11 protein-coding genes are annotated in these 11811 nt (G+C 65.2%); 4 read left to right on the forward strand and 7 right to left on the reverse strand.

What is annotated here, in order from left to right; genetic code table 11:
* From AC1D2K_RS18440 to AC1D2K_RS18450, 3 genes are all read left to right on the forward strand, one after another.
* A partial coding sequence (locus AC1D2K_RS18440) for an aldehyde dehydrogenase family protein (RefSeq protein ID WP_478090282.1) occupies nucleotides 1–531 on the forward strand: 531 nt, incomplete at its 5' end.
* 52 nt (nucleotides 532–583) lie between these two features.
* Complete coding sequence (locus AC1D2K_RS18445) at nucleotides 584–1738, forward strand: ABC transporter substrate-binding protein (RefSeq protein WP_478090283.1); 1155 nt, start codon at nucleotides 584–586, stop codon at nucleotides 1736–1738.
* A gap of 121 nt (nucleotides 1739–1859) precedes the next feature.
* Nucleotides 1860–2141 (forward strand): hypothetical protein, encoded by a 282-nt coding sequence (locus AC1D2K_RS18450; protein WP_478090284.1) that lies wholly within the window; start codon nucleotides 1860–1862, stop codon nucleotides 2139–2141.
* A gap of 235 nt (nucleotides 2142–2376) precedes the next feature.
* Here the strand turns inward: AC1D2K_RS18450 and AC1D2K_RS18455 are convergent, their stop codons facing one another.
* From AC1D2K_RS18455 to AC1D2K_RS18485, 7 genes are all read right to left on the reverse strand, one after another.
* Nucleotides 2377–3231 (reverse strand): alpha/beta fold hydrolase, encoded by an 855-nt coding sequence (locus AC1D2K_RS18455; protein WP_478090285.1) that lies wholly within the window; start codon nucleotides 3229–3231, stop codon nucleotides 2377–2379.
* A complete protein-coding gene (locus AC1D2K_RS18460; RefSeq protein WP_478090286.1) occupies nucleotides 3228–4298 on the reverse strand; it encodes a branched-chain amino acid ABC transporter permease in 1071 nt (356 codons plus the stop codon). The genes AC1D2K_RS18455 and AC1D2K_RS18460 overlap by 4 nt, the downstream gene beginning before the upstream one ends.
* Before the next feature lie 11 nt (nucleotides 4299–4309).
* A complete protein-coding gene (locus tag AC1D2K_RS18465) occupies nucleotides 4310–5329 on the reverse strand; it encodes a branched-chain amino acid ABC transporter permease (protein ID WP_478090287.1) in 1020 nt (339 codons plus the stop codon).
* A complete protein-coding gene (locus AC1D2K_RS18470; RefSeq protein ID WP_478090288.1) occupies nucleotides 5326–6060 on the reverse strand; it encodes an ABC transporter ATP-binding protein in 735 nt (244 codons plus the stop codon). The genes AC1D2K_RS18465 and AC1D2K_RS18470 overlap by 4 nt, the downstream gene beginning before the upstream one ends.
* Nucleotides 6057–6827 (reverse strand): ABC transporter ATP-binding protein, encoded by a 771-nt coding sequence (locus AC1D2K_RS18475; protein WP_478090289.1) that lies wholly within the window; start codon nucleotides 6825–6827, stop codon nucleotides 6057–6059. Before AC1D2K_RS18475 ends, AC1D2K_RS18470 begins: the two co-directional genes overlap by 4 nt.
* 21 nt (nucleotides 6828–6848) lie before the next feature.
* Nucleotides 6849–8342 carry an extracellular catalytic domain type 2 short-chain-length polyhydroxyalkanoate depolymerase gene (locus AC1D2K_RS18480; protein ID WP_478090290.1) on the reverse strand — a complete coding sequence of 498 codons (1494 nt, stop codon included), beginning with the start codon at nucleotides 8340–8342 and terminating at the stop codon, nucleotides 6849–6851.
* A 118-nt stretch (nucleotides 8343–8460) separates the two neighbouring features.
* Nucleotides 8461–9663, reverse strand: coding sequence for a substrate-binding domain-containing protein (locus tag AC1D2K_RS18485; protein ID WP_478090291.1), 1203 nt, complete (start codon nucleotides 9661–9663; stop codon nucleotides 8461–8463).
* Nucleotides 9664–9916: 253 nt separating this feature from the next.
* Between AC1D2K_RS18485 and AC1D2K_RS18490 the strand changes: the two genes are divergently transcribed.
* Complete coding sequence (locus tag AC1D2K_RS18490; RefSeq protein ID WP_478090292.1) at nucleotides 9917–11425, forward strand: sigma-54 interaction domain-containing protein; 1509 nt, start codon at nucleotides 9917–9919, stop codon at nucleotides 11423–11425.
* Nucleotides 11426–11811: the final 386 nt, after the last annotated feature.

Genomic DNA, 11811 nt, shown 5'->3' on the forward strand with positions numbered 1-11811 from the left:
CGGCTGGTGCGTGCGGTGGAGCAGCTGAAGGTCGGTGCCGGCGTCGAGCCCGGGGTGCACATCGGRCCGCTGATTGACGGCCGGGCGCTGGCCAAGGTCAGCCGTCTGGTCGATGAAGCGCGAAGCCAGGGCGCACGCGTGCTGGCGGGTGGTGTTGTGCACGCGCTGGGGGGCAACTTTTACGTGCCGACGGTCCTGGCTGGCGTAACGAGCGAGATGGCCGTTGTGCGCGAGGAGATCTTCGGGCCGGTCGCACCGTTGATGCGGTTCGCGAGCGACGATGAGGCCGTTCAGCTCGCCAACGACACGCCCTTCGGTCTTGCCGCCTACTTCTACACGCGCGACGTGCGCCGAGCCTGGCGTGTCGCCGAGCGGCTCGAGTACGGCATGGTCGGCGTCAACGAGGGCCTGATCTCCAACGAGGTAGCACCGTTCGGCGGCATCAAGGAGTCGGGGGTAGGGCGCGAGGGTTCGAGGTATGGGCTCGACGAGTACCTCGAAACCAAGTACGTCTGCCACGGCGGGGTCTGAGCCGCGGCGGGTTCTTTCGAACGAGCGCGTCCGTCAGTTACAGGAGACACCAATGAACCCTATCCGGAGACGAGCATTCTGTGCCGCGGCAGCCGCGGCAGCCTCGGCGCCGTGGATCGTGTCTGCGCGCGGCAGCGAACCAGGCGTTTCTGACAACAAGGTGGTGTTCGGTCAGACCATCGGCTTCGACAGTGTCTGGGGCAGTCTCTACCGCAACTATACCGACGGGCTGCTCGCCTGCTTCGCGCAGGTGAATGCGCAAGGCGGCATGCATGGCCGCCAGCTCTCGGTGGTGCGCCGGGAGGACAACTACGTCATCGACAAGGCACTCACGAACGTCCGTGCGTTCGGGCAGGGTGCGGATGTATTCGGACTCGCATGCATCGGCGGCACCGGCATCACGCTGGCCGCGATGCCGCTGCTCGAGGAGTATCGGCTGCCGGCGGTGGGCACACTGACCGGAGCCGACGGAGCTCGTGTTCACAACCGCTACCTCTTCCACACGCGCACGGCCTACTCCAATGAGGTCGAGAAGATGGTGGAGCATCTCGCGACGATCGGCACACGCCGCATCGCGGTGGTCTACCAGGACAACGCGTTCGGCAAGAGCACGCTGGCCGCTGCACACAAGGCGACGCAGCGGTTCCACGCGCAATTGGTGGCGGACGTCCCGCACCCCGCGGAAAACTGGGACGGTCGGAGCATGGCCGCGACGCTCGTGAAGGCTGCTCCCCAGGCCGTGCTGCTGTTCACGTCGCCGAGCACGGTGGCCGACTTGATGAAGCTGTACAAGGCGCAGGCACGGGCGGCGCTGCCTTCGCCCTGGGTCCTCTCGGTCACATCGGTGCCCAAGCTATTCGAGCTGCTGGACGCTGACGTCCGCGGCATCGCGATCACGCAGGTGATGCCGCATCCGCGCGGCTCGTCGCGCGCCGCGCGCAACTTCCGCTCCGTGATGGCTCGGCATGGCAACGAGGACAACCTGTCTTACGAAACCCTGGAAGGCTTCATGACCGGACGGGTGATTGTGGAAGGCTTGCGGCGCGCCGGCCGCAATCTCACTCGCGACGGCTACGTGCGCGCTCTCGAAAGCTTCGAGTTCCAGAGCTTTGAAGAGCTCGATTACCGATACACAGCCTCGAGCCACCTGGGCCCATCCTTCGTGGAAGTGACTCTGCTGGGAGCTGGCGGCACCGTGTTGCGCTAGTGGTCGGCACTCGAGGTTGTTGTACTTGTATTTCTTGAGGCAGTGCGCCTGCATTTGAGGTGGCGCACCCTCGGGGATGTCTGATTTTCAGCAAGATAACGATTCATAGGCGGCAACATTCATGAATGCGACCCATGCCAAAGGCTCGGAAGGATGCGACGCCTTCCTCAATCTGGTCGACTTCAAATGGCTCATGGCTGGCGTGGGCTGGCGGGTCGATCTGTCGCGCCTGCAGAGCGATGGCGCCTATATCGATGAGTGCCTGCAGCGCGCTCTGAGGAGCGACTCCGAGTTGCTGMGGGAACGCAGCGTCGAGTTGCTCGGCTTGMGGCGCAGCRCGAATGCGCATTGCGACGTTGATATGCCGAGCGCATCCAACGGCTTGGCACGTGATGGGCGCTGAATGAGCCCATTCGATTTGCAGCTGCGCGTGGGGCTACTGAGGGATGCCTCAAGCCAGGTACGGATAAGTACATAGCTGATCGGCGCGGGCGGGCGGGACGATCAGCAACGCGCATGTCAGCAGGAAAACCCGGACCATGCCGAGGCCGGCGACGCAGTGCAAGTGCCGGGACCAACAATGTCGTCTTGCCCCTTGGTGCGCGGCCCGTTGTCACCGCGCCATTTGGCCGAGCAGCCTACGACAATCGGGCATCTCCGGCCAGGAAACGTTCGACCAACGCAAACTGCTCCGGCGTGTTCAACGCGGGCGCATGGCCGCATCCCTGGATCTCGACCACCACCGCGAGCGGTCCGCGCGTGCGCATCTGCTCCGCGGCGTCCGGCAGCAACAAGTCCGAGTGCGCGCCACGCAGGCAAAGCACGGGCACGTCGAGGCTGTCCCATGCCGGCCACAGCCCTTCCGGACTGCTTGACTGCAACTGCATTGCGATCCCCGGGTCATAGTGCGGAGTGACGCGGCCATCGGGCAACCGGCGCACCGAGGTTTCCGTGAGGCGTCGCCACTGCGCGTCAGAGAGGCGACCGTACGGCGCATAGACAGTGCGGAAGTACGCTTCGAGTTCGCTCACGCTGCCGAAGGCCGGTGGTCGGCTGGCATAGGTGAAGATGCGTTCGACGGCCTCAGGAGCCGGGCACGGGCCGATGTCATTGATCACCAGCCGGCGCAGCCGGCCTCTGAGCGTCGTGGCGGCGGCAAGGATGCCGATCGCGCCGCCCATCGACGTGCCGAGCCAGTGGAAATGCGGTAGCCCGAGCTGGTCGACGAGCGAGGCGGCCAGCCGCACATAGAACGGCAGCGTGTATTCGTTCGCAGGGTCCGGGCTCCATTGCGACAGGCCGCGTCCGATGGTGTCGGGGCAGATGACGCGGTAGCGTTGCGCCAGCTGCGCAGCGATGTCGTCCATGTCGCGGCCGGTGCGAGCGAAGCCGTGCCAGGCGATCACCGCATCGCTCGCGGCGTTCGGCCCGGCCCACTCGGTGTAATGCAGTTCGCGCCCTTCGCAGCGGAGGTAATTCGATGTCGGCTTCATGGCTCGGACCGCCGCGACATGCGTAGGCGGCCGACGATGCCGCTGGGGAAGTGGTACACGGACAGCACGAACAGGATCCCCAGCCACAGCAGCCAGCGGTCCGGTGACACGAACTGGGGCAGGAGCGGCAGGCCGCTCAGCACCGAACCGCCGACTTTCAGCAGATCCTGCAGGTAGTTCTGCGCCAGCACGAACAGTGCCGCGCCGACCACCGCGCCATACATCGTTCCCATGCCGCCGATCACGACGATGAGCAGCACGTCGAGCATGATCTCGAACGACAGCGTGGTGTCCGGCCCGGTGTAGCGCAGCCACAACGCGAGCAGCGCGCCGGCGAGCGTAGCGAACAAGGCCGAGAGCACGTTCGACACGGTGCGATACGCCACCGTGCGGAAGCCGAGCGCCTCGGCCCGGAAGTCGTTCTCGCGGATGGCCTGCAGCACGCGGCCGAACGGCGAATTGACGATGCGCAGGAGGGCGAGGAAGCTCGCCGCGACCACCACCAGCAGGAGGTAGTAAGTGAGCACGCGGCCGTCGATCGTCACGCCGAGCAGCGGCTGCTCGAAAGGCTCGAACGAGGGCGACAACCATTCCGGGGTGCGGAAGCTGATCCCGTCCTCACCGCCTGTGATATGGCTCAACTGCGAGGCCAGCGTGAGGAAGCCCGATGCGACCGCCAGTGTGATCATCGCGAAGAAGATCGCCTTCACCCGCRGGCTGAAGAGGCCGATGGCCAGCGACAGCAGCAGCGAGAGCAGCAACGCCGCGCTGAGCCCGAAGAGCACCGAGCTCGCGCCGGCACCGAGGCGGCTGCTGGCGATCGCCACGCCGTAGGCGCCGATGCCGAAGAACATGGTGTGCGCGAAACTCACCACACCGGTATAGCCGAGCAGCAGGTCGTAGCTCGCCACCAGCAGGATGAATATGAGGGCCTTGGCGGCGACGCCCAGCGCCTTGTGGCCGGGAAAGAGGAACGGGGCGAAAGTCAGCGCGATGGCAATGAGAACCAGCGCCAGGGCGAGCCAGCGGCTGCGCGGTACGTCGTGGGAGAGCAGTCGGTCGATCATCGTGATTGCCCTCATTGCTGCCCGACGGGATAAAGGCCGTTCGGCCGCCACAGCAGCACCGCCACCATCAGCGCGATGGTGGAGAAGAGCGCGAACTTGGGCATCAGAAAGCCGGCGTAGTTGGCGACCAGGCCCACCATCAGGGCACCCACGAAGCAGCCAAACGTGGACCCGAGTCCGCCGATGATGATGACGGTGAAGATCAGCACGTTCACCTGAGTGCCGATCTGCGGCACCACGCTCTGCTGGTACAGCGCCCAAAGTGCGCCGCCCAGTCCGGCCAGTGCCGAACCGGCGACGAACACGCCGATGAAGAGCCGCCGTATCCGGTAGCCCAGCGCCTCGACCATCTCGCGGTCCTGTACGCCGGCGCGTACGAGCAGGCCCACCTTGGTGCGGGTCAGCACCCATAACATCGCCACGAAAACAACGCTGCCGACAGCGACCGCCAACAGCCGGTACTTCTCGACGGACGCATCGCCGAATGAGAAGGAGCCGCGCAGCGCCTGCGGCAKCGGCACGGCCAGCTGGTCGGGCCCCCAGAAGACCTTGATCAGCTCCTCGCCGATGATCAGGCCGCCCATCGTGACCAGGATCTGCCTGAGCGGCATGCCGTAGACGGGACGCACCAGCAGCCGCTCGAAGACGAGCCCGGAGACCGCAACCACTGCCGCGGCGGCGAGCATTGCGGCGAGCACTGCGGCAGCGTTCAGCCACAGCGATTCGCTGCCGACCCAGGCGCCCAGCGCCAGCATCGTGGTCATGGCGACATAGGCACCCAAGGCGATGAACACGCCGTGGCCGAAGTTCAGAACGTCCATCAGCCCGAACACCAGCGTGAGGCCGGACGCGACGAGGAAGATGATCATGCCCATCGCCAGGCCGGCGACGGTCAGCGTCACCCAGGTGCCGGTGTGGCCGACAGCAGGCAGCGCGAGGGCCGCCAGTGATGCAAGCAGGGCCAGAGGCCGCAGGTCGAAGCGCGCCTGCGGCACCGCGGCCGAAGGCGCGGGCAAAGTGGCGGTGGTCATTGGTGTACTCCTAGAGAAAGGCCGAGCAGCCGCTGCTGCAGCGCTTCGTTGTCGGCCAGGTCGGCCATCGCGCCCGTGTGCACGACGCGCCCGTTGTCCATCACGGCGACGCGGTCGCCGATGGCCTTCGCCATGGCGAAGTTCTGCTCCACGAGCAGCACCGTCGTGCGCTGCCGCTTCAGCTCGGCGAACGCGGCAATCAGGTTCTGCACCATCGCCGGCGCAAGCCCCTTGCTGGGCTCGTCGATCAGCAGCAGATCGCGCGGCTCGATGATCGCGCGCGCGATCGCGAGCATCTGCTTCTGGCCACCCGAGAGCTTTCCTGCCGGGTACAGCCAGAACTTCTTCAGAGCGGCAAAAAGAGAAAGGACCCACTCCAGCCGCGCACCGTCCAACGCGTCGGCGGTGGCGGCCCCTCGCGCGGCGAGCACGAGGTTCTCCTTGACCGTCAGATCGGCGAAGATCCCCATGTTTTCCGGGACATAGGCGATGCCGAGCCGCGCAATCTCCGGCGTGGCCAGCGCCCCGATCTGTGCGCTGCGGAAGTGCAACTCACCGCGCGAGGCACGCCAGAGGCCCATGATCGTTCGCAGCGTGGTGGTCTTGCCGGCACCGTTGCGGCCCAGGAGCATGGTGACATTGCCCTCTCGCACCTCCAGGTCCACGCCGTGGAGGATGTGATAGGCACCGATGTGCGTGTGGACATCCTTCAATTGCAGCAAGGCGGTCATGCGGGCTGCTCCTGTGGCACGACGCCGAGATAGGCTTGTTGCACGACGGCCGACGCCATCACCGCGCCGGGCTCGCCGTCGGCCACCAACTGCCCGTTGTGCAGGACGACGATGCGGTCGGCCAGCTCGCGCACCACGTCCATCTTGTGTTCCACGAGCAGGACCGCGCAATCGCGTCGCTGCTTGAGCTGCCGCACGAGGTCCAGGATCACCGGTACTTCGTCCACGCTCATTCCCGCCGTCGGCTCGTCGAACATGTAGACCTTGGGATCGAGTGCGATCAGGAGCGCGACCTCCAGCTTGCGCTGGTCGCCGTGGGCCAGCGCGCTGGCGAGCACGTTGGCCTTGTCGAGCAGACGCACCGTCTCAAGGAGGGACTGCGCCTCGTCGATCCAGGCGCGCCGGTCCAGCCACACGTGCGCGAGGTCGAAGCCGCCGCCGTGGCGGCCCGACTCGCGCGCCTGCACTGCGAGGCGCACATTCTCCTGCGCGGTGAGGTGCGGGAACAGTTGCGTGAGTTGGAACGCGCGGCCCAGCCCGCGCCGCGCGCGCAGCGGCGCGGGCAAGCGGCTCACGTCCTCGCCGTTCAGCCACACCTCGCCTTCGGTGGCCGGCAACTGGCCGGAGATCAGGTTGAAGTAGGTCGTCTTGCCGGCGCCGTTGGGGCCGACGATGGCGGTCAGCGTGCCCGGCGCAAAGCGGCAGGACACGGCGTTGACAGCCACGTGTCCGCCGAAACGAATCGTTAGGTTCTTGGTTTCAAGCATGATTCTCTATCAGGGACAAGATCAAGGACAAGTGCCGACCACGTAGTAGCTGGGCCCCGTCTTCTTCAGCGTGGTGATGACCGTGCTGTTCCACAGACCCAAGTTTTGCAGGGAACCGTACGCAAAGGTGTAGCCGTAATTCGCATAGGCACGGCCCGCCGTCGTGTGGGCGAGGTTGGAGGCCGTGTAGCAGCTGTTATCGCTGCGGGTGGTCGTACCCGAGGCCGATGCGGATGTCGCGCCTTCGGCCCCGTTGGCATCGATCGCGCGCACAGTCCAGCTGTAGGTGGTGTCCGCAGACAGACCGCTGTCGTTGTAAGGGCTGGCAGCGACCGGCGAGGCCGTGACCAGCGCACCGTCGCGGTAGACTTTGTAGCTGCTGGCGCCGCTGACCGAAGCCCAGCTGATCGTCATGCTGCTGGCGCTTGCGTTCGAGGTGCCCACGCCCACCGGCGCGGGCAGCGTGCCGCCGCCGCTTGCGCCTGCGGACACTTTGTCCACCATCGCCTTGATGGCGGTCATCTGTGTGCCGGCCTTCTGCGCGAAGTTCGAGCCGTACCAGCCGAGCCAGTCCCAGCAGCCGCCGGTGTTGGCGAGCGAGCCGCTGGCTGCCGTCATGCGATAGGTGCTGTCGTTCTTCGTCTGCGGGAACAGCACGATGATGCTGTTGGTGTCGGCCCAGCGGGTATAGCCGGTGTTCTTGAGGTATTTGTCGCCGATGGTGGCGTAGTTTTGCGCGCAGCCATGCAGGACCACATGGAGCTTGCAGACGGCGCCGGTCGCGCAGTTGGCCGGTACATAGAGCCAGCCGCTGGCGGCCATGCCCGGATTGCTGTTGATGAACGCGCTCTGGTCGAACTCGATGTAATTGCCGGCCGCGGGCGCGTCGTTGCGCGCATTCAGCGTGCCGTAGAACTTGCTTAGAGCGGCCTTGGCGCCGTCGTAGCCGCAGTTGCTGATGTAGGGCGAGGCCGAGTTGTTGCATGCATTGTTGCCGGTCGCATCGAAATCGGTCGGCATTACATGGGCGGTGTTGTCGCGCTTGATGTAGTCGAGGTTGGCCGTCGTCACGCCATTGTTCTGGTACAACGTATTGACCGCGTTCATCTCGTTCGGACCGACGGTCGTGTCACTATTGCCTACCCACAGGAAGACCTTCTGCTTGGCCACATTGACCTTGTCGTCGATGGTCGTGCTGCTCCAGTTGTTGATGTCGGCCTGCATGGTGTTGATCATGCTGGCGCTGACCACGGCATTGCTCATGCAGTTGGTGGAGTAATAGTGCCCGCCGCAGCTGTACGGACCGCCGGTGAACACGCCAACGCCCTTGAAGGTGGCCGAGAAGGCATAGCCCAATTGGCTGGCCATATAGCCGCCCGAAGACATGCCCGACACCGTGGTCTGGCTGGTGTCCACATTGAAGGACGGCAGCGCGACAGCAACCGCTTGAGCCGGAGGCGATGTCACCAGGGCCGAGACGGCCAGGGCCAAGCCAAGAAGCGCGTGAAATTTCATTGCAAGTCTCCTAACTCATTTTTTTTGCCGACGCCGCATGCGCTGAACGACGGGCCGGCCCCGTTCCTGCTAGTCCGGTGGTTCAGAAGCGCCGGGGGAGCGCCTCATTCCAAAGCGCTTATTGCTGGTTGCGGATCGGGATGTTCATCTCTTCGGGCCTGATTTCCCGAATCAATTCCGGCACGCCCCAGGCGAGCGCGGGGTCGTCCTTGATGCGCGTGTGGTACATCGAGTGCATCGCCTGGTGGTCTTCCTTGCGCAGCGTGATCTTGCCCTTGGGCGACTCGAAACTCATGCCTTCCATGGCTGCGATCAGCTTGTTGGTGCTGGTGTCGCCGTTCGTGCGCTTGAGCGCCTCGACCACTGCCACGGCGGCATTGAAGCCGTCGAGAGTGAAGAAATCTGGCGGAGCCTTGTAGCGGCCGTAGTGGTTCGCGACGAGCCACTCGTTGACCTTGTTCTTGGGAATGCCGAAGTAGTAGAAGGTCGACCCTTCCATGCCGGCCAGCTGCTTGTAGGGGACCATCCCCTGCAAGGTGGTGCTGACGGTCGAGATCTCGATTCCGTAGCGTTTCAGGTCCATGTCCGCGATCTTCAGGGGGTTGCCGGCGCCGGCCCAGTAGACGTAGATGATCTTGCGGCCGGGCTTGTCCTTGAGTGCCTGGATGATGCGCTGGGCACCCGCGGTGAAGTCGGTGGTCGTCATCGGCAGGTATTCCTCGTGCACGATGCGGGACTTCTTCAGCGCTTCCTTGAAGGCCTTGATGCCGTCGCGGCCGAATGCATAGTCCTGCGCCAGCGTGGCGATGTGCACGTTGTCCTTGTCGAGCGCGACGGCGTTGGCGATCGCGTCCTGCGAGCTGTTGCGCGCGGTGCGGAAGACGTACTTGTTCCAGCGCTCGCCGGTGATGGAGTCGGCAACCGCCGTCTCGACGAGGAAGACCTTCTTGAATTCCTCGGCCACCGGCAGCATGGCCAGCGCGACGGCGGACGACGTGGCGCCGACCGCGATGTCGGCCTTGTCGTCGGAGTAGGCGGCGGCCAGCAAGTTCTTGCCCACGTCGGGCTTGCCCTGGTCGTCGCGCTCGATCACGACGAGCTTGCGGCCAGCCACGGCCATGGTGCCGCCGGTGGCGTATTCAAGGCCCAGTTGGAAGCCGGTCTGCGCCTGCTTGCCGTAGGCCTCCAGCGGCCCGGTGAGGCTATGGATCTGCGCGATCCGGATTTCCTTTGGTGCCTGGGCGGAAGCTGGCGAAATAAGGCCGGTCAGCAGCGCGGCGATGGCGACCGCGGTGACGTGGCGGCGCGTGTTCGATGGCATGGGAGTCTCCTTAATTTATGGTCAAGCCGGTCGGTGGACTGCAAGGCCCATGCCACGGGCTGAGCGTGCTGTGGCTGCAAGGGGGCGCATTGCGGCGCGGCGTCAGGAGGCCGTCGTGCTGTCCTGAGCGGTTGACATGCCGCCATGTCCGGGTGGCCGACACACCAGACAACTGTCCTGTTGGCCGGACGGTTGCGGCACTGTGAGGTCAACTTAGCAAGCGGCCCGCAGCCCGCTACACTCGACGGACGCCATGACACCCGATCTCGACCCCACCGACGCACTCGACCCTGGCGGTGTGCTCCAGCTCGCCGCGCAGCGCATGTTTGCCACGTTCGCCGAAGCGGTGATGGGAATGGTGGTGATGGACCGCGAGCACCGCATCGTCTGGTTCAACGAGGGCTACCGGCGCTTCATCGCACTCGGCCCGTTCGCAGACTCCGGCGTCATTGGCCGACGGATCGAGGAAGTCGTGCCCAACTCGCTCATGGGCAAGGTGATCGACACGGGTATGCCCGTGGTCGTCGATTTGCTGACCAACCAGTATGGCGCCTTCCTTGTCAGCCGGCTGCCCCTGCGCAACGAGCAGGGCAACGTTATCGGCGGGGTGGCTCTGGTGCTCGCCGACCAGCCCAATGGGGCAATGCAGCCGCTGATCGGCAAGCTGGTCGATCTGCAGCGCGAACTCGAGGATACCCGGCGCAGACTGGCGGTCGAGCGGYGTCCGAAGTATTCCCTCGCCAGCTTCGTTGGCAGCAGCGCTGCGGTCGCAGAGGTGAAGCGCCAGGTGCGGCGTGTCGCTGCCACCGACACCACGGTGCTGCTTCTTGGTGAGACGGGCACGGGCAAGGAGCTCCTTGCGCATGCTGTGCATGCCGCGAGCCGGCGTTCCGTCGGCCGCTTTGTCAGTGTCAATATCGCTGCTATCCCAGACACACTGTTGGAGGCCGAGTTCTTCGGCGTGGCGCCGGGTGCCTACACGGGTGCCGACCGTAAGGGGCGCGATGGCAAGTTCAAGTTGGCCGATGGCGGCACGCTGTTCCTCGACGAGATCGGCGATATGCCGATGGAACTGCAGAGCAAGCTGCTGCGGGTCCTGCAGGAGCAGGAGATCGAGCCTCTCGGCAGCAACCGCGTCGAGCGGGTCGATGTGCGCATCGTCTCCGCAACGAGCCGCGACCTCGAGGCGATGGTGGAGGACGGACGCTTCCGCGCAGACCTCTACTACCGGCTCAACGTCATGCCGATCCGCCTGCCGCCGCTGCGCGAGCGGCTGGAAGACCTGCCCGACCTGGTGGACACGTTGTCGGAAGACATCGCACGCCGGAGCGCGCTGGCACCGAGGGCGGTCGGACCCGACGCCATGGAGCTGTTGGCAGGGCGGCCGTGGCCGGGAAATGTACGCGAGTTGCGCAACGTGCTGGAGCAGGCGTCGCTGATGACCGACGACCTCGTGCTCGAGGCACTGCACTTCGAGCGAGTGCTTCAAGCGGCAGCCAAGCCGGGGCAGCCTGTGCCACGCGGGCATGCCGGCGATGTCATGCCGGCCAACGACTCCGCGCCTTCCGCCGTCTCCAGCTCAGACACCGGAGCAGCGGTCAAGCCGCTGCATCAGGCCATGGCGGAGGCCCAGGCTCAGAGCATTCGTGTGGCCCTCGCCGCCACCAAGGGCAACAAGGCTGCCGCCGCGCGGCTGCTCGGGATCTCTCGTGCGGCTTTGTACGAGAAGCTCTCGGCAGGGAGCGAGGCGGACGGCGCATGAACATCGCGCCACAACTGTTCTTGCTCCTTGGTGGCCCATCTCGTCGGGGCTCGGCTGGCTCTTGACTGGCGATTCAGGGCAGCGTTTGGCATCGAACGCCCCGAACTGGCCCAACTCCCTGCTCGGGATCGCCAARCACCTTTTCCCATTTTGGACAGCGCCGCTTCCTCTTTCGAATATCGCTTGAGCGGACGCCTTTCTAGTATTCCCCTCCGGTAAGCCGGTGGATGTTCTGCCGGAGCCTGTCACCCATCACATTGGAGGGGAACGCATGCGTTTGTCTTTCTGGTCCAAGGCACTCCGTGCGGCAAGGAACTTGCCTCTGTGGCTCGCCGTCGTGCTGTTCGTGGGATGCGGGGGCGGTGGTGACCGCCCCGTGCCGCAAA

The organism is Variovorax sp. P1_H12_2 (assembly GCF_056405335.1).